The organism is Streptomyces sp. NBC_00090 (assembly GCF_045160815.1).
GTDB lineage: Bacteria > Actinomycetota > Actinomycetes > Streptomycetales > Streptomycetaceae > Streptomyces.
The window spans coordinates 7678728-7696528 of the sequence record NZ_CP108224.1; the positions used below are offsets into that span (position 1 = coordinate 7678728).

17 protein-coding genes and 2 pseudogenes are annotated in these 17801 nt (G+C 72.2%); 10 read left to right on the forward strand and 9 right to left on the reverse strand.

The annotated features are described in order from the left end of the window. Positions 1 to 36 precede the first annotated feature (36 nt). From OG361_RS34205 to OG361_RS34215, 3 genes are all read left to right on the forward strand, one after another. Positions 37 to 1533, forward strand: coding sequence for an ABC transporter permease (locus tag OG361_RS34205; protein ID WP_405859767.1), 1497 nt, complete (start codon positions 37 to 39; stop codon positions 1531 to 1533). 41 nt (positions 1534 to 1574) lie between these two features. Beyond that, entirely contained in the window at positions 1575 to 2261 is a 687-nt protein-coding gene (locus tag OG361_RS34210; protein ID WP_405859769.1) for an ABC transporter ATP-binding protein, read from the forward strand. Between the two features lie 120 nt (positions 2262 to 2381). Next, complete coding sequence (locus OG361_RS34215) at positions 2382 to 3254, forward strand: alpha/beta fold hydrolase (RefSeq protein ID WP_405859771.1); 873 nt, start codon at positions 2382 to 2384, stop codon at positions 3252 to 3254. A gap of 11 nt (positions 3255 to 3265) precedes the next feature. Here the strand turns inward: OG361_RS34215 and OG361_RS34220 are convergent. Then, positions 3266 to 3511: pseudogene (locus OG361_RS34220) on the reverse strand (M23 family metallopeptidase); the annotation flags it as partial. A gap of 296 nt (positions 3512 to 3807) precedes the next feature. Continuing rightward, on the reverse strand, positions 3808 to 4968 hold the full coding sequence (locus OG361_RS34225; RefSeq protein ID WP_405859773.1) for an SPFH domain-containing protein: 1161 nt from the start codon (positions 4966 to 4968) through the stop codon (positions 3808 to 3810). A 174-nt stretch (positions 4969 to 5142) separates the two neighbouring features. Here OG361_RS34225 and OG361_RS34230 point away from each other — a divergent pair, with 174 nt between their 5' ends. Continuing rightward, complete coding sequence (locus OG361_RS34230) at positions 5143 to 5619, forward strand: hypothetical protein (RefSeq protein WP_405859775.1); 477 nt, start codon at positions 5143 to 5145, stop codon at positions 5617 to 5619. 204 nt (positions 5620 to 5823) lie between these two features. After that, the gene (locus tag OG361_RS34235) at positions 5824 to 6771 is read left to right on the forward strand and encodes a S66 peptidase family protein (RefSeq protein ID WP_405859777.1); all 948 of its coding nucleotides are present in this window, start codon (positions 5824 to 5826) and stop codon (positions 6769 to 6771) included. A 133-nt stretch (positions 6772 to 6904) separates the two neighbouring features. Here the strand turns inward: OG361_RS34235 and OG361_RS34240 are convergent, their stop codons facing one another. From OG361_RS34240 to OG361_RS34250, 3 genes are all read right to left on the reverse strand, one after another. Further along, positions 6905 to 7327, reverse strand: a complete 423-nt coding sequence (locus OG361_RS34240) for a DUF350 domain-containing protein (RefSeq protein WP_405859779.1) — start codon at positions 7325 to 7327, stop codon at positions 6905 to 6907. A gap of 157 nt (positions 7328 to 7484) precedes the next feature. Next, the gene (locus OG361_RS34245) at positions 7485 to 8087 is read right to left on the reverse strand and encodes an HdeD family acid-resistance protein (RefSeq protein WP_405859781.1); all 603 of its coding nucleotides are present in this window, start codon (positions 8085 to 8087) and stop codon (positions 7485 to 7487) included. 35 nt (positions 8088 to 8122) lie between these two features. Further along, the gene (locus OG361_RS34250) at positions 8123 to 9499 is read right to left on the reverse strand and encodes a dipeptidase (RefSeq protein ID WP_405859783.1); all 1377 of its coding nucleotides are present in this window, start codon (positions 9497 to 9499) and stop codon (positions 8123 to 8125) included. Positions 9500 to 9737: 238 nt separating this feature from the next. Between OG361_RS34250 and OG361_RS34255 the strand changes: the two genes are divergently transcribed. Continuing rightward, positions 9738 to 10283: a DoxX family membrane protein gene (locus OG361_RS34255; RefSeq protein ID WP_405859785.1), complete on the forward strand. Its 546-nt coding sequence runs from the start codon at positions 9738 to 9740 to the stop codon at positions 10281 to 10283. A 33-nt stretch (positions 10284 to 10316) separates the two neighbouring features. Beyond that, entirely contained in the window at positions 10317 to 11228 is a 912-nt protein-coding gene (gene opcA, locus OG361_RS34260; RefSeq protein WP_405859787.1) for a glucose-6-phosphate dehydrogenase assembly protein OpcA, read from the forward strand. Positions 11229 to 11349: 121 nt separating this feature from the next. Here opcA and OG361_RS34265 read toward each other — a convergent pair whose 3' ends face one another. Further along, complete coding sequence (locus tag OG361_RS34265; RefSeq protein WP_405859789.1) at positions 11350 to 12105, reverse strand: class I SAM-dependent methyltransferase; 756 nt, start codon at positions 12103 to 12105, stop codon at positions 11350 to 11352. A 387-nt stretch (positions 12106 to 12492) separates the two neighbouring features. On the opposite strand from OG361_RS34265, the gene OG361_RS34270 reads away from it, so the two are divergent. Then, positions 12493 to 14787, forward strand: coding sequence for an alpha-N-acetylglucosaminidase (locus OG361_RS34270; protein ID WP_405859790.1), 2295 nt, complete (start codon positions 12493 to 12495; stop codon positions 14785 to 14787). Positions 14788 to 14886: 99 nt separating this feature from the next. On the opposite strand, the gene OG361_RS34275 is transcribed toward OG361_RS34270, so the two are convergent. Both OG361_RS34275 and OG361_RS34280 read right to left on the reverse strand, forming a co-directional pair. Beyond that, complete coding sequence (locus OG361_RS34275; protein WP_405859792.1) at positions 14887 to 15315, reverse strand: heme-binding protein; 429 nt, start codon at positions 15313 to 15315, stop codon at positions 14887 to 14889. Between the two features lie 28 nt (positions 15316 to 15343). Continuing rightward, positions 15344 to 15925: pseudogene (locus tag OG361_RS34280) on the reverse strand (MFS transporter); the annotation flags it as partial. On the opposite strand from OG361_RS34280, the gene OG361_RS34285 reads away from it, so the two are divergent. Both OG361_RS34285 and OG361_RS34290 read left to right on the forward strand, forming a co-directional pair. Beyond that, positions 15906 to 16247, forward strand: a complete 342-nt coding sequence (locus tag OG361_RS34285) for a group II intron maturase-specific domain-containing protein (RefSeq protein ID WP_405859794.1) — start codon at positions 15906 to 15908, stop codon at positions 16245 to 16247. The pseudogene OG361_RS34280 and the gene OG361_RS34285 sit on opposite strands and share 20 nt — an antisense overlap. An 11-nt stretch (positions 16248 to 16258) precedes the next feature. After that, on the forward strand, positions 16259 to 16756 hold the full coding sequence (locus OG361_RS34290; RefSeq protein WP_405859796.1) for a transposase: 498 nt from the start codon (positions 16259 to 16261) through the stop codon (positions 16754 to 16756). A gap of 182 nt (positions 16757 to 16938) precedes the next feature. Here the strand turns inward: OG361_RS34290 and OG361_RS34295 are convergent, their stop codons facing one another. After that, positions 16939 to 17787, reverse strand: a complete 849-nt coding sequence (locus OG361_RS34295) for a serine protease (protein ID WP_405859798.1) — start codon at positions 17785 to 17787, stop codon at positions 16939 to 16941. Positions 17788 to 17801: the final 14 nt, after the last annotated feature.

Here is a 17801-nt window from a genome sequence, read left to right on the forward strand (position 1 = left end):
TATCCCGCCATCACCCGCCGCCCCTACCTTCGCGCCATGTTCTTCACCTACCTCCGGCGCGAACTGCGCCGTCGCAGAAAGGCGGCGCTCGTCGTCGCCTCCGGGCTCGCGCTCGGTATCGCGCTGGTCATCGTCGTCAACTCCGTCTCCTCCGGCATGAAGGTGGCCCAGGGCAAGGTCCTGGAGTCCCTGTACGGGCTCGGTACGGACCTGACGGTGACCAAGGCCCAGGAGCAGCCCCAGGAGGGCGGGCAGCCGCAGCGGCCCCGGTTCGAGTTCCAGGGCCAGGAGGACGGCGCGGAGCGGCAGAGCAGCGACCGGCTGATGGTCCAGGGCTTCCAGACCCTCGCGGACTCCACCGTCGCGACGGTCGCGAAGCAGCAGGGCGTCGACCGGGCGGTGGGCGGTCTGAGCCTCGTCAACCTCAAGATCAACGGCGAGTTCACGCGCGGCCGGATCCAGCGCGGCGAGGCACAGCCGGCCCAGCCGGGCGGCGGCACCGGCGGCACCGGTGGCCCCGGTGGCGGATCGGGCCCGGGCGACACGGTCACCGGCGGCGGCGCCGCCTTCGACGTCAACTCCTTCACGATCTACGGCACCGACGTCACCGCCCCCGACCTCGGCCCCCTCACCACCTCCACCGTCTCCGAGGGCCGTACGTTCAAGACCACCGAGACCGACGCGAAGGTCGCCGTCCTCGACAGCGCCTACGCCCAGCAGGAGGGCCTCGCCGTCGGCGCGAAGCTCACGGTCAAGGGCGTGTCGTTCGAGATCGTCGGGATCGCGACCGCCGACAGCGGCCAGTCCGCCGCCCAGGTCTACCTGCCCCTGAAGCAGGCGCAGTCGCTCTCCTCCGCCACGGGCAAGATCACCACGATCTACGTGAAGGCGACCGACTCGACGAAGATCGACGCGGTCAAGACCGCCATCCAGAAGAACGTCACCGGCACCACCGTCACCACCTCGGCCGACCTCGCCCAGACGGTCTCCGGCTCCCTGGACACCGCCGCGAACCTCGCCTCCACCATGGGCACATGGCTCTCCTACGCGGTGCTCCTCGCCGCCGTCCTCGTCGCGGGCCTGCTCACCTCCTCGGCGGTCGGCCGCCGGGTCCGCGAGTTCGGCACGCTCAAGGCGCTCGGCTGGACGAGCGGCCGGGTCACCCGCCAGGTCGTCGGCGAGGCCCTCGTCAACGGAGTCGTCGGCGGCGCCCTCGGCATCGCGGTCGGTCTCGCCGGAGCGTACGCGGTGACCGCGGTCAGCCCGACCCTCACCGCCGAACTCGGCGCGAGCGCGGGCGGCTTCGGCGGTCGCGGCGGCGGAATGGTCTTCGGCGGCGGAGCGGGTGGCCCCGGCGGAGCCCGTACTGCCGTCGGCAAGACCGTGGACATCGCCCTCACCGCCCCGGTCGGCCTCACCACGGTCGGTCTCGCCGTGCTCCTCGCCCTCGGCGGCGGCCTCGTCGCGGGCGGCTTCGGCGCGTGGCGCGCCTCGCGTCTGCGCCCCGCGGACGCGCTGCGCCGCGTCGAGTAGCCGACCGCCCGCACCGCACCACCTCACACAGGAGTCGCACCATGTACGAACTCATCGGCGTCACCAAGCAGTACCGGCGCGGCCGGACCAGAGTCGAGGCCCTCGCCGGGGTCGACCTCACCATCGGCCAGGGGGACCGGCTGGTCATCCAGGGGCCGACGGGCGGCGGCAAGTCCACCCTGCTCCAGATGTTGGGCGGCCTCGACCGCCCCACCTCCGGCAGCGTCCTGCTCGACGGCACCGACCTGGCGAAGCTCTCGGAGGGTCGGCTGACGGCCGTGCGCGGCCAGAACATCGGCTTCGTCTTCCAGAGCTTCAACCTCATCCCCACCCTCACCGCCCTGGAGAACGTGGAGACCGCGCTCGTCCCGCTCGGAGTCAAGGCCGCCGAGCGCCGGAGCCGGGCCGGCGAGGCCCTGGAGTCGGTCGGGCTCGGCGAGCGCCTCGGGCACCTGCCGTCCGAGCTCTCCGGCGGCCAGCAGCAGCGCGTGGCGATCGCCCGCGCCCTGGTGAAGCGGCCGAAGGTGCTGCTCGCCGACGAACCCACGGGCAACCTCGACGAGTCGATGCGCGACGAGATCGTGGACCTGCTCGAAGGGCTCTGCGAGGAGCACGGGCTGACCTTCGTCATGGTCACCCACGACAGCGCCGTCGCCCGCCGCGCACCCCGGCTGGCCACGATCCGCAAGGGGAGGATCACCGTCAAGGAGAACCGTCCGGTCGGCTGAGACGCGGATCACTCCACCGTAACGCTGTTCGGCATTGTCGAACGTCGTTACGGTGGCGGGCGTCAGGAGAGCCGAGGCGCACGGGCGCACGGGCGCACGAACCAGGGGTCAGGAGCCGCCATGTTCACCTTCACCTCACGGGACGGCATCGCCATCCACGTCCATGAGTGGCTTCCCGAGGGGGAGGCTCGCGGTGTCGTCCAGATCGCGCACGGCATGGGCGAGCACGCCGCCCGCCACGCACCCCTGGCAGGGCACCTCGCCGGACTCGGCTTCGCCGTCTACGCCGGTGACCACCGGGGCCACGGCCTCTCCATGCACGCCGGCGCCGGCCACTTCGGCGAGAACGGCTGGAACCTCCTCGTCGAGGACGTCGCCGCACTCACCCGGATCGCCCGTGACCGGCACCCCGGCGTGCCGGTGATCCTCCTGGGCCACAGCATGGGCTCCTTCGCCGCCCAGCAGTACCTGCTCGACCACGCCGCCCTCGTCGACGGCGTCGCCCTCTCCGGCACCACGGCCGTGGACGGTCTCCTCACCGGCCTCGCGGAGGCCGCCCGGCAGGCCGCCGAGGCGGGCGTCGAGGGCGGCGGGGTCTTCGACGCCTTCAACGCCGGCTTCGCGCCCAACCGTACGGACGCGGACTGGCTCAGCCGCGACGAGAAGCAGGTCGACGCCTACCTCGCCGACCCGCTCTGCGGCTTCTCCGCCGACGACCGGGGGATGGCCGACATGGGCGCCGCGGCCGGCCGCCTCGCCGCCCCCGGGGGCATCCCGGCCGACCTGCCGGTCTATGTGCTCGTCGGCGACCGCGACCCGCTCAACGCCCGCCTCGCCCTCTCCGACCTGCTGGTCTCCCGCTACCGCGAGGCCGGGCTCACCGACCTCACGTACCGCAGCTACGAGGGCGCCCGCCACGAGCTCCTCAACGAGACCAACCGGGACGAGGTCGTCGCCGACCTCACCGCCTGGATCGAGCGCGTGGCGGGCTGAACACCCCGCCCCTACACGGGCACCCCGTGGCCGCGCAGATAGGCCAGCGGGTTGACGTCCGAGCCGAAGTACGGCGTGGTCCGCACCTCGAAGTGCAGGTGCGGACCGGTCACCCGGCCCGTCGCCCCCGACCGCGCGATCCGCTGCCCGGCCGACACGCGCTGCCCGGGGGACACGTCGATCCGCGAGAGATGGGCGTACTGCGTGTAGCGGCCGTCGGGGTGACGGATCACCACCTCGTAGCCGTACGAGCGGCTGTACCCCGCCGCGTTCCGGAACCAGTACTTCGAGCCGTCCCAGCCGGCGTGCGCCGGGGCGGGTTCGGCGAACGCCGTTCCGCTGCCCGCGCCCGCCAGGGCGACGGCGCCGACGGTCGCGACGACGACGCCGCGCACCCCGTGCAGGGCCGTACCGCCACGGCGACCGCCGGCGGCCCGACTCCGGGAGGCGGCGTCCGCGCACCCCGCGCACGGGCAGTCGAGGGGTATCTCCTCGGTGAACCCGGGCGCGGTGAAGTCGGGTGCGGTGAATTCGGGGGTGTCCACGAGCCTCGTCACTCCTGATCCTGTGGGGTCGGTCCGCCGCGCCGGGTGTAGAAGGCCACGGTCAAGTCCTTGACCAGGGCCTGGCGTTCGAAGTCGTCGAGGTCGACGAGTCCCCGCGTGGTCAGCCGTGTCACCGTGTCGTCCACGGCGTCGATGACACCGGTCAGGACGGAGTCCCGGTGCTTGGCGTCCAGCGCCGCGACCTGCCGTCGCTGCATCGCGGCGGCCACCTCGGGGGCGTACTCGATACGGGTCGGCTGCGCGGAGAAGACCGCGATGCCGACCGGCCGGCACTCGGCCGCGAGCATCCGGGTGAGGGAGTCGCCGACCGCCTCGGCGTTCCGCAGGGTCGGCGCGCCGCCCCGGAAGGCGTCCGCGGGCAGTTGCGACAGCACCCGCGCGGCGGCCGCCTCCACCTGCTCGCGGAGATAGCCGAGGTGGTCGTCGACGGCGAACAGCGCACGGGCCGTGTCCCGTACCGACCACACCACCAGGACCACCACTCGCAGCGCCGAGCCCTCGGCGTCGACGACGGCGATCGGCTCGCTGCGCCAGTGCCGCAGCCTGACGTCGATCCGGCGGCGCAGGACGAAGGGGCTGATCCAGGCGAGGCCGGTACGCCGCACGCTGCCCCGGTAGCGGCCGAAGAGGGAGAGCACCCAGGCGGAGCCGGTGCGTCCACGGATCAGGCCGCCGAAGGCGACGACGGCGACGGCGGCGCAGCCGGCGAGCGCGGCCCCCTCCCAGGGCGGCAGCTGAACGCCGGTCAGGGGGCGGGCCCGCCACAGCGTCGCCGCCGCCCCGGCGAGCGCGGTCAGACCGGCGAGCACGGCGAGCCATCCGGGGACGGCGGGTCCGGGGCGCTCGGCGAGGTCGGGATCGGAGGGCGGCGGGCGCCGGGAGAGGGCGACCGGCCCCGCGGACGGCGCGGTCCGCGCCGCCTCGGCGATCCGCGCCCCCCGCTCCCTTCGCTCCTGACGGGACGTCTGTTCGGTCGGCCTGCCCTCCTCGGTCCGCTCACCCGGCTCCGTCGCCCCGGGGCGGTCGTTCGGCCTGGGCAGGGTTCCGGTCGGCCGCGCGGGGCCCGACCGGAAGAGGTCGTCCATCGGTATGCCGTCCAGGGGACGGCGCACTCGGACGGGCAGGGGCCGCTTCTGCTGCTCGGTCATGTGGCCCTTCCGGCCGCCCGGAGGTGACGGCACGTCGGATGATCATCAGAGACCATCGTCACAGGGGTGAATGTCCGGAATGCCGCGACGAAAGTCCTGAATGTCGGGACTTTGGCCCCTTGGCCAAAGCATCACGTCGGGCTGTTGTCAGTGGCGGCCCCTACCGTTTCCGGTATGACGACGACGAGCGGCGGGGGCACGTTCGAGGCGGCCACGGGCGACGGCGTGCCGTCGCCCGCGGCCGACGCCGAGCAGCGCTCCCGGGAGGTACGGACGGCCCTCGACGGACTGCTCCAGATCAGACGGCTGACGAACGGCCGGGGCGGTGACCCCACGGCGGTGCCCGCCGACTGGGAGCGGGGGCGGCCGGTCCGCGCGGTGGCCCTCGCCCTGGAGTCCGGCGGGCTCGTGCCCTCGTCCGTGGACGCCGCGGGCGCACGGGTCGGTACGGGCTACCGCGTCCGGGCGGGGGACCGGCCCGGCACCGCGGTGGTGGAGTGGCTGGGCCCGCCGGGCTCCGGGGCCGCACAGGAGGAGCCGGCGGCGCTCGCGGCGTGCGTCCCCGCGCTGGCGCGACTCGGCTGGGAGGCGCTCCTCTACCGGGGGCCGCGCGGTCGCCGCTTCCTGGAGGTGGAGCCCATGGCTCCGTGAGGGTGAGAGGGGGCGACCGAGAAAACTCCCCCTGGACGGAACCGAATCCGACGGCAGCCGTCCGCCCGGCGCGCACCGGAAATCGATGTCGTGTCGATCTGGCGGCGTGTCAGAATCCGGCCCATGCCAATTCGATACCCGCACCCCCTGCGTCCTGGTGACCGTATAGGCATCACCTCCCCTTCGAGCGGAGTGCCGAAGGAGATGCGTGCGCGCCTCGACGTGGCGATCCGTGACGTGGAGGCCCGCGGGTACGAGGTGGTGGTCGGCAGCTGCATGGACGGTGCCGGTCATGTCAGCGCCCCCGCCGCCGACCGCGCGAGCGAGCTGATGTCGATGCTGACGGATCCCGGGATCAGGGCCGTGGTGCCCCCGTGGGGCGGCGAGACCGCGATCGACCTGCTGCCGCTGCTCGACTGGGACCGACTGCGTGCCGCCGAGCCGACCTGGCTGGTCGGGTACTCCGACATGTCGACCGTCCTCACGCCGCTGACCCTCCTCACCGGGACGGCGACCGTGCACGGGAACAACCTCATGGACACGCCCTACCGTGTGCCGGAGGGGCTCCTGTCCTGGCTCGACGTCGTCGCCGCCCCGCCGGGACACCGGTTCACGCAGCACCCGCCGAACCGCTACCGGTCCACCGGCTGGGACGACTACCGCGTCGACCCCGGGGTGCGCGAGTTCACGCTCGACGCGACCGGCAGCTGGACGAGGCTGGACGGCGACGGGGACGTGGAGGCCGAGGGGCGCCTGGTCGGGGGCTGTATCGAGATGCTGTGCAATGCCGCGGGCACGCCGTATCTCGACACGACGGCCTTCGCGAGGACCGAGTCCCCGGAAGGACTGCTCGTCTATGTCGAGGCGGGGGGCGACGACGCCTTCGCCATCTGCAGGAACCTGCACGGGATGAGGCTGGCCGGCTTCTTCGACGCGGCGAACGCGGTTCTCGTCGGCCGCACCGAAGCGCCGGGCACCGACTCGCTCACCCAGCACCAGGCCGTGCTCGACGCGCTCGGGCCGCTGAACGTGCCGATCATCGCGGACGTCGAGTGCGGGCACGTCGCGCCCTACCTGTCGATCGTCAACGGAGCGCGCGGCCGCGTCGTCCACACGTCGGCGCGCAGCGAACTGACCCAGACGCTGGACTGACGGTCCCGGCCGGACGCTTCCGGACGCCGCTCCCGCGCGGACACTCCCGCCCGGACGCACAGAGGACGCGGCCCGTCGGGCCGCGTCCTCCGTGTGCGACGTCCTCGGTATGCGACGTCCTCTGTGTACGACGTCAGGCGATCGAGGCGGAGACGATCGCCGAGACCGCGATGTTGCAGGAGGCCGTGACCCACACCGCCGGGTGCGGCTCGGGTTCGACGAGCGTGGCGCCGAGGCGGCCCGGGGTGACCAGGTCCACGACGAGGAAGGCCACCGCCATCATCACGAGGCCGAGCAGCCCGAACGCGGCGGTGGAGGCGAGGCCCTTGCCGAAGTTGTCGTACGTCGTCCAGATCGAGGTGAAGACGATGCCGCCTATGCCGAGGAGCGCGGAGCTCAGCAGGATCGCGGCGTTGCGGTTGCGCTCTTCCCAGATCTGCCGACCGAGCTTCCCGGGTGTCAGCAGATCCACGAGCACGATGCCGAGGATCAGCAGGACCACGCCGAGGGCGCCGTAGGCGCCGGCCCGGCCGAGGCCGTTGACGATGTCGCTCATGGGATGCCGACTCCGGAAGGTTGCGATCGCGGGGGATCGGTGGTTCAAGGACCGGCAAAATGTAGCGCACAGGTCAACCGCGCCCGCCGCCCGCCCGGGAATCGGGCGGACGGCGGGCGCGCGGCGGGGTGGGAAGCGCGGGCGGAAGTGCGTCCCGTCAGGCCCCCGGGGGCAGGTTCTTGGCGCGCGAGCGGACCATGAAGGCCGTGACGACCTCGACCACTCCGACGGCGACCAGCCAGATCCCGGTGAGCAGGGTGAGGACCGCCGCCGACTCCAGCGGCGACACGATCAGCACCACACCGGCGATCGCGCTCACGACACCGAGGAAGATCTGCCAGCCGCGCGCCGGCATCGCCGGGTCCGAGGCCGCGGCCACGGTATGGGTGATGCCCCGGAAGAGCCAGCTGATGCCGATCCAGAGCGCGAGCAGCAGGATCGACTGCATCGCACCCCGGAAGCAGAACAGACCGAGCAGGATCGAGAGCGCTCCGCTGATGAACGCCATGACCCGAAGCGCGGTGGTCGCGTGCGTGCCGAAGGCGGCGACCAGCTGCATGACACCGCTGAAGAGGAGATAGAGGCCGAAGAGCACGCCGGCCACGACCAGGGAGGCGTCCGGCCACACGAGCACCATGATGCCCAGGACCACCGAGACGAGCCCGGCGATGAGCAGCGCCTGCCAGGCCGCGCCCGCCAGCACGCCGAGCGGCCCGGGCGGTACGTCCTGCCGCGGCGGTCCGTCGTGAGTCTGTGTCATGGGAGGTTCGGGTCCTTTCCGTTCGGGTGCGCCGGTCAGCGCGCGGTCGCGTAGCCGCTCAGGAACAGCGCCTCGGCCAGCGCCATGTGCTCGATCTCGGAGGGGTCCACGCTCTCGTTGGGCGCGTGGATGAGACAGCCCGGCTCCTCGACGCCGATCAGGGCGATCTCCGCCTCCGGGAACCGGTCGGCGAGCACGTTGCAGAGCGGGATCGACCCGCCCTGGCCCGACTGGACCATCTCCTTCCCGTACGCCTCGCGGAGCGCCGCCGCCAGCGCCCGGTAGGCCGGGCCGTCGGTGCGCGCCCGGAAGGGCTGGCCGGCGCTCTCCGCCTCCACCTCGACCCGGGCGCCCCACGGCGCGGCCGAGGTCAGATGGTCGGTGAGGGCGCGGAGCGCGTCGTCCGCGTCGATCCCCGGCGGGACCCGCAGGCTGACCCTGGCCCGTACCTTCGCCTGGATCGCGGCCGAGGAGCCCACGACGGGCGGGCAGTCGATGCCGAGGACGGTGACCGCGGGCCGTGCCCAGAGCTCGTCGGCGACCGAGCCCGTGCCGACGAGGGACACTCCGTCCAGGACGCCCACGTCGGTCCGGAACTGCTCGGCCGGATACTCCACGCCGTCCCAGGTGCCGTCGTCCGGCAGCCCCTTGACCGCCGTGTTGCCGTCCTCGTCGCGGAGGCTGTCGAGGATCCGTACGAGCGCGGCGAGCGCGTCGGGCGCCGGCCCGCCGAACATGCCCGAGTGCATCTCGCCCTTGAGCGTGGAGACGGTGACGACCACGTTGGTGAGGCCGCGCAGCGAGGTGGTGGCCGTGGGCAGTCCGAGCGCGAAGTTTCCGGTGTCGCAGATCAGGAGGGTGTCGGCGGCGAAGAGGTCGGGCTGGAGCGGCACCAGCTGCTCCAGGCCGCCCGTTCCCTGCTCCTCCGAACCCTCCGCCACGAACTTGATGTTCACGGGGAAGCCCTTGCCCTCAGGCCCGCCCAGCGCGCGCAGGGCCGTCAGGTGCATGGCGATGTTGCCCTTGCAGTCGGCGGAGCCCCGCCCGTACCAGCGGCCGTCGCGTTCGGTGAGTGCGAAGGGCGGGGTCCGCCAGGCGGCGTCGTCCAGCGGAGGCTGGACGTCGTAGTGGCAGTACAGGAGCACCGTGGGCGCACCCTCGGGGCCCGGCGCGTGGCCCACCACCGCGTCCGTGCCGTCCGGGGTCGCCACCCGCCGCATGTCGCGGAGGCCCGCCTCGGTGAAGGCCCGCACGAGGAAGTCGGCGGCCTTCGCGCACTCCTCGGGCGGGAACTGGCGCGGGTCGGCGACGGAACGCATCGCCACCAGGGCGGTGAGGTCCTCCTTCGCCCGGGGCATCAGCGCCCGGACCTTCTCCCGCAGAGCGGCGGTCTCGGTGGACTCGGCGGTCATGCGTACCCACTTCCCTCGGGCCGGTCGGGGTCCGGCCCCGGTCCGGCTCCGGGGGCGCGGCTCGCCACGGCCCCCGGGACGGCGACAGCTCCCTCACTAAAGCAACGGAGGACAATTGCCGCAAAAGATGACTCCGATGGAGCAGGGGGCGCGGTCCCGGGCGGCGCGCCCGGGGGAGCGGGACGAGAGTGGGCGGCGTACGAGTCCGGCTTCCCGCACGTTACGGAGACCCCCACCCATGTCCCAGCCCAGGCTCAACCGACGCGATCTCGGGCTGCTCGTGCTGCGGGTCGGCACCGGCGCCGTGCTCGCCGCGCACGGCACGCAGAAGCTCCTCGGCTGGTTCGGCGGCGGCGGCGTCGAGGGCACCACCAAGGCCATGGAGGCGATGGGCTTCTCGCCGGGCAGGGAGAGCGCGATCGCCGCCGGGCTCGGCGAGGCGGGCGGCGGAGTGCTCCTCGCCCTCGGTCTCGCCACCCCGGCGGCCGGCGCCGCCGCGGCCGGCGCCATGACGGGAGCCGTCGCCGTCCACGCCCCGGCGGGCTTCTCCGCGCAGGGCGGCGGCTACGAGTACCCGGCCTTCCTCGGCTTCACCGCCGCCGCGATCGGTGTCGCGGGCGCCGGACGGTACTCCCTGGACCACGCCACCGGGCACGTCCTCGACCGTCCGTGGGTGGTGGCCACCGCCTTCATCGGCACCGCGCTCGCGGCGGCGGCCGTGGTCGGCCGCCGGGCCCAGGACCAGGCGTCCGCCGCGGACGAAGCACCGCTCCAGGAGAGTTAGGCTCGCCGCAGAGGAAGGGACGGGCGTCGCGACATGAAGATCGATCTGACGGACACCAACTCCAGCAAGATCAACAAGGCGATCCTGGAGGGCCGCCGGGCCGTCGGCACCCCTGCCGTCGGTGTCGTGCTCACCCTCCTCGTCGTGACGGACGAGGAGAACGCCTACGACGCCGTGAGGGCCGCCAACGACGCCTCCCGGGAGCACCCCTCCCGCACGCTCGTGGTCATCAAGCGCCACGCCCGGTCGCCCCGCGGGCGGCAGGAGACGCGGCTCGACGCCGAGGTCCGGCTCGGCAGCGACGCCGGTTCGGGCGAGACGGTCCTGCTCCGCCTCCACGGCGAGCTCGGCGACCGCGCCGACTCCGTGGTCCTGCCGCTGCTGCTGCCGGATGCGCCGGTCGTCGTCTGGTGGCCCGTCGACGCCCCCGAGGTCCCCTCCCGGGATCCGCTCGGCGTCCTCGCGCAGCGCCGCATCACCGACATGTACGCGGTCGAGGACCCGCTCGCCGCTCTGGAGGCCCGGGCCGCCTCCTACGCCCCCGGCGACACGGACCTCGCGTGGACCCGGCTCACCCCGTGGCGCTCGATGCTCGCCGCGTCGCTCGACCAGGCCCGGGCGACCGTGACCTCGGCCGCCGTCGAGAGCGAGGCGGAGAACCCCAGCGCCGAACTCCTCGCCCGCTGGTTCGAGGTCCGGCTCGGCGTGCCCGTCGACCGGATCGTCACGGACGGCCCGGTGGTCACGGCGGTCCGCATGGGCACCCCCGACGGGGAGATCCGCATCGACCGGCCGGAGGGCCCGGTGGCCCGCCTCGCCATCCCCGGCCAGCCCAGCAGGGTCCTCGCCCTCAAGGTCCGGACGACCGCCGAGCTGATCGCCGAGGAGCTGCGCCGCCTCGACCCCGACGAGGCCTACGCGACCGCCCTGCGCGGCCGCGTGTGACCGGTCCGGCCGACCCCGTCGCCGTACCCCTCCTCAGCCCTGTGGTGTGCAGATCACCGGCAGGGCTCCTGTCCACCCGCGGGGTGGCGGCAGGCCCGAGCCGTCCCCGGCCGCGGTCTGTTCACGGTCGACGGGCGTGCAGCACGTGCATGCCCCGGGGGCCCGTGGCGTCGTGGACGATCTCCAGCCCCGCGGCACGGCAGCGGGCGGACAGCCACTCCGCGCCGATGCGGAGCTTGGGGTAACTGCTCGCCCGCATCGACCACTGTCCGTCCGTGCGGGTGTGGAGCAGGTCGTGGACCATGACGGTCTCCTCGTCGCGGTACTCGAGGAAGCAGGTCAGCAGGTGGTTCTCGTCGCTCCGCACGGGAAGGAAGCGGTCGGTTCCCCGGAGCGGCCGGGTGAGGTCGCGGTACGTGATGACCAGGTGGCCGCCGGGCGCGAGGGCGTTCCTGACCTCGCCGAGCAGCGTCACCACGTCGGACACGGCGGGGAGATGGGGGAGCGTGTCTCCCATACAGACGACGACGCCCGCCGTTCCCGGGCCGGCGACATGCGGCAACGCCGTGAGGATGTCGGCGTGGACCGTCCGGACCGGTGACCGGTCGCCGGCGTGGCGGGCGAGCTCGTCGAGGAGTTTCCGGCTCGTGTCGACGGCCGCGACGGAGCGGAAGCCGAGGCCGGCCAACGCCAGGGACTGGGCGCCGGACCCACAGCCGAGGTCGACGGCCACGGCGTCGTCGAACTCGTCGGGCGAGACGCCGAGACCGCGGAGCAGCGCGGACTGCTCCTCGGCCAGCGCGGCGATGTCGCCGCCGAGCATCCAGGTGTACCGGTCCGCGAGGAGGTCTTCGTAGTGCTCGGTCGCTGTCGCCATGCGAACTCCCTGGGTGAGGTGGTGAAAGACGGTTCTGAGCGTCAGCCTGCCGCTTCGTCGGCCCTCCGGGCGACACCTGGCGGCAGACTCATCTGCGGGAGCTGCGCAGCGCCCTCGGCACCGTCCTGGACGCCTTCGTATGCGCCGACGAACCACCGCACGACGCCCTGCAGCTCCGGTGACTGCGGCAACCGCGATCGTGCTCGCCGCCACTACGCACGCACCAGGCAGGGCGCTTGAGGCCAACTCGGTGAATCCCAGCTCGCCGGCTGCGGCGGAACCACCACGGTGGAGCCGCTTGCCCAGGATGGTGCCGACACCTGTTCGTCTGCCCCGGGTGGACAACGAACCATCCCCGTGCAACATCCACTTCGGACGAGGTGATCCGTGAGAAGCCCCAGGTCCTGGACCTACGTCTCCGCGGCGGCCCTGGCGCTCGTCGCAGCCCTTCTGGGAGCCCCCTTCGCCCTCCCGGCCGCAACGGCGACCTGGCCGCCCCCGTTCCCTCCCGGCCATGCGAGATCAGTCCTCGAACGGCTTCTGCCGGACCATGCCTCCCAGTTCACCCTCGTACCGGTGAGCCGCCCCGAATCCGGCGACTACTTCACCATCGCCGGTCACGCGGGCCGTGTACGTGTCGAGGGCACCAGCCCGGCCGTGATCCTCAGCGGGGTGAACTGGTACCTCAAGCACACGGCGAAGGTCGACATCGGTTGGCCCGGCGACAGCACCACGATGCTCCCGGAAATCCTTCCCGCCCCCGAGCCGGTCCGTAAGGACGCCTCCGTCCCGCACCGGTTCGCGCTCAACGACACCGACGACGGCTACTCCGGCGCCTACCGCACCTGGGCCGCCTACGAAAGACAGATCGATCTGCTCGCCCTCAGCGGTGTCAACGAGGTGTTCGTGCAGATGGGGGCAGACGCCGTCTACTACAAGACGTTCCAGGAGTACGGCTACTCGCCGGAAGAACTGCGCGCCTGGATCCCCGGGCCGGCACACCAGCCGTGGTGGCTGATGCAGAACCTGTCGGGCTTCGCCGGCCCGGAATCCCGGCAGCTGCTCCAGCAGCGCGCCGTTCTGGGCCACAGGATCGCGGACCGACTGCGGGAACTCGGCATGACCCCGGTGCTGCCCGGCTACTTCGGCACGGTGCCCCCCGGTTTCACCACCAGGAATCCCGACGGACCGGTGGTCCCTCAGGGCCGATGGGTCGGCTTCGACCGGCCCGACTGGCTCGACCCGCGCAGCGCGGTGTTTCCCAAGGTCGCGGCTGCGTTCTACCGCCACCAGCGTCGGATGTTCGGCGAATCGACCATGTACAAGATGGATCTGCTGCACGAGGGCGGCCGAGCGGGCGACGTACCCCTGGGGGAGGCCGGGAAGGCCGTCATGCACGCTCTGCAGACGGCCCACCCCGGTGCCACATGGGTCCTCCTCGGCTGGCAGAGCAACCCGTCGACACAGATCATCGACGCGGTCGACAAGTCCAAGCTGCTCATCGTCGACGGGCTCTCCGACCGGTACGACGAACTCGACCGGGAGGCCGCCTGGCAGGGCGCGCCCTACGCGTTCGGCACCATTCCCAACTTCGGCGGACACACCTCCATCGGAGCCAACACGGCCGTCTGGGCCACCCGCTTCGAGCAGTGGCGCACCAAGCCGAACAGCGCCCTCAAGGGCATCGCCTACCTGCCGGAAGGCACCGGCGGAAACCCGGTCGCCTACGAACTGTTCACCGAGCTGGCCTGGCGCACCGGCCCGCTGGATCACCGGGCGTGGTTCGCCGAGTACGCCGAACGACGATACGGCGAAGCCGACCCGCACGCCTCCAAGGCGTGGGAGCTGCTGCGTACCGGCCCGTACAGCACCCCGTCGGGAACCTGGAGCGAATCCCAGGACAGCCTCTTCACCGCGCGTCCCCGGCTGACGGCCGTCGCTTCGGCGCGCTGGAGTCCCCGATCGATGCGCTACGACGCCGCCACCGTACAGAGGGCACTGACCGAGCTGCTCCAGGTCGCACCAGGGCCGAGAAGCACCGACGCCTACCGCTTCGACCTCGTCGACGTCGCCCGCCAGGCCCTCGCCAACCGCAGCCGCACCCTGCTTCCCCAGATCAAGGCCGCCCACGACGCCAAGGACATCCCGCTGTTCCGCGCGCGGGCGGCCGAATGGAAGAACGACCTGGCCCTCCTGGACCGACTTCTCGCCACCGACACGCGGTTCCTCCTCGGACCCTGGCTGGAGGAGGCGAGATCCTGGGGCGCGACGGAGGCGGAGAGAACCGCGGCCGAGTTCGATGCCCGCTCGATCCTGACCACCTGGGGACACCGCACCGGCAGTGACGCGGGCGGACTGCACGACTATGCCAACCGTGAATGGTCCGGACTCGTGGCCGATTTCTACGCCGTGCGCTGGACGAAGTACCTCGACTCCCTCGACACGGCACTCGTCACCGGGCAGTCCCCCGTCCCGATCGACTGGTACGCCATGGAGAACGCCTGGAACGAGCAGCGCAACCCATACCCCGTCACACGATCCGGTGATCCCGTGGCCCTGGCCACCGAGGTACGCGACTCCCTTCCCCCGACCCGCTCCTTCCGGGACGGAGACGGGCCCCGTTCCGGCGGTCCGGCCGGAACGGGGCCCTGCGGGGGAGTGCGGTGTGCCGGGGGCAGTTGAGTTCGTCGAGATTCTCGGTGTGGTCGAGGCTGATCAGGCCGAGGCCGCCGGTGCCCAGGCGGGTGCCGTGGTCGGCGAAGACCTCCTACCGGGTGCGGGTCATCGGGACAGCCCCTCGAGCGCGGCGGTGGCGAAGGAGTGGTCCTGCTCCGGGGCGCCGCCGCCGACGCCGATGGCGCCGATGAGGCGGCCGTCGCGGTGGACCGGCAGACCGCCGGCGATGAAGAGCAGCGGCCGGTCGAGAGCGGTGGGCAGCGAGTGGAACGGGCCGTCGGGCTTGACGAGGTCGACCAGGTCGGCCGTGGGGGCGTTGAGCTGGAGTGCGGTGTACGCCTTGCGGGTGCTGGTCTCGCCCGAGATCAGCACCGCCCGGTCGTCGCGGCGGAAGGCGAGCAGGTGTCCGCCGGCGTCGAGCACGGTGATGCTGACGGTGACCCCGGCGAGATCGGCGGCGCGGCGGGCGGCGGTGATCAGGGTCTCGGCCTCGGTGGTCGTCAGCGGGGTGAGGGCGGCGGCGGTGGTGGTCATCGGGCTTCTCCTTGGGGTGGTGGGGGCCGAGAGCGGTGGCGGCGAGGGCGGCGCCGACCCAGTTCGGGGAGGTGTAGCCGAGGCCGGCGGTGATGACGATGCCGCCGAGCCAGGCGGCGAGCGCGTTGCCGAGGTTGAAGGCGCCGATGTTGACGGCGGAGGCGAGGGTCGGCGCGCCGTGTGCCTGGTCGAGGACGCGCTTCTGCAGCGGCGGCACCGTGGCGAAGCCGAGCGCCCCGACGAGGAGGATGGCGATCGCGGCGAGGATCTTGTCGTGGGCGACCACGGTGAACAGCGCGAGGACGATCGCGAGCCCGCCGAGGGTGGTGTACAGCAGGGGCATCAGCGCGCGGTCGGCGTACCGGCCGCCGAGCAGGTTGCCGAGGAACATGCCGACGCCGAAGAGGACGAGCAGCCAGGTGACCGCGCCGTCGGAGTAGCCGGCGACCTCGGTCATCATCGGTGCGATGTAGGTGATCGCGGCGAAGACACCGCCGAAGCCGAGCACGGTCATCGCCATCGCGAGCAGCACCTGTGGGTTGCGGAACGCCTTCAGCTCCCGGCGCAGGTGGGAACCTCCGGGGCGGGGCATGGCGGGCACGAGCCTGGCGTCGCAGCAGGATCTGGCCGTGGTCCTGGTGAACCTCAACCAGGTCACCCACGGATGGGCCAACTACTTCAGGCATGGCGTCGCGAAGCGCACCTTCAGCAACCTGGACAACCTCGTCTGGTGGCGAGTCATCCGGCTGCTGCAAGAGCGGCATCACTGGAACTGGACGGACGTCCGCAGACGGCTCACCACCCCCACCGGGCGGTGGCGGCCGATCAGCGCGGGCGAGATCGAGTTGCGGAAGATCAGCGCGATCCCGGTCACCCGGTATCGCTACCGCGGCAACAAGATCCCCACCCCCTGGACCCCTGCAACAACCTGACGGCAGAGACCGTGGAGAGCCCGTTGCCTAGTAATAGGCACGGCGGGTTCGGCGAGAGGTCCGGGGAAACGGACCGGGAGCAATCCCGGCACCGCGCCCCGGGCCTACTCAGCGACGAAGCCGGGCAGTCGATGACGCCGCCGCGTGCCAGGACCTGGGGCCGGATCGGCCGGACCCCGGTCGTCAGGATGCGGGGCCGGGGTTCCGGCCGGGGCTCCGGCCGGGTGTCGATGGCGGGCATGACCTGCTACAAGCCCGGCGAACGGTCCCGGCTGATCTACCGCATCCGCGAATATCGGGGCCGCAAGGACGAGCCGAAGGGCTTCGGCTGGCGCGATTTCCGGGACCTGATCGTCCGTGCCCGGATCCAGCTCGGCGGCCCGATCGTGCTGGTCTGGGACAACGTGCGCCTCCATCTGACCAAGCCGCTGCGGGAGTTCATCGCCGCGAACGCCGACTGGCTCACCGTCTTCCAACTGCCCACCTACGCGCCGGACCTCAACCCGTAGGAGGGCATCTGGTCGCTGGTCAAACGCGACATAGGCAACCTCGCCGCCGCCGACCTCAGCCAGATCACCCGAGCCGTGAAGCACCGGCTCAAACAGATCCAGCACCACCCCGGCCTGGTCGACGGCTGCCTCGCAGGCACCGGCCTACTCATGGACGGCTGATCGACATCACCCAATCAAGTTCAGTAGTGGTCCTGTACGGGCAGACCGTTTCCCGTGGGAGCCGTGGCCGACGGCATGGCCGGGGCGGAGGCGGGTGCCGTCCTCGCGGTGTGCTCGGTGAGGAAGCCCGCGACACTTCCGACGTTCGTGTAGACGCCCGGGTAGCCGGCGCGGGCGCAGCCGTTGCCCCAGGAGACGATGCCGACCAGGGCGCCGCCGGCGTCCGTCAGGGGGCCACCGCTGTCGGCCTGGCAGGAGTCCTTGCCGCCGCCCGCCACCCCGGCGCAGACCATCCGGTCGGTGATGGTGGTGGCGCCGAAGACGCGTTCGCACTGGTTGTTGGCGATCGCCTGGACGTCGACGGCTCGCAGCTGTGCCGATGACGGCCCGCCCTCGCTGGTGGCTCCCCAACCCGTGACGGTCAGCGGCGTACCCGCCGGGGGGAAGCCGGCCGCCGGCGTGGTGGGTTGGGTGCGGGAGTCGAAGGTCAGGGGTTTGCCCAGCTTGAGGACGGACACGTCGTAGTCGAGAGTGCGGTTGTCATAACTGGGGTGTTGAACGATGGAGCTGACCGGGACCAGTTGGCCGCCGGAAGCCTCGTACGTGCTCCCGGCCCGGACGAAAAGCTTCCAGGGGGCGATCCCGGCCGTGCAGTGCGCAGCTGTCACGATCGTGGTCGTGTTGAGAATGGTGCCGCCGCAGTGGTGAGTGCGGTTCACCTGGAGTGAGACCTGGTACGGGTATTGGTCGATGCCGACGGGCTGGCCGCCGACGATCGCGTTCGCCGGTGCCGCGCCGACCAGCACGGCACCCACCATGGACGCGGCGCTGAGCGCCGCCAGAACGAGGCTCCTGAATCCGGTCCTCACAGTGCTTCCTCCCC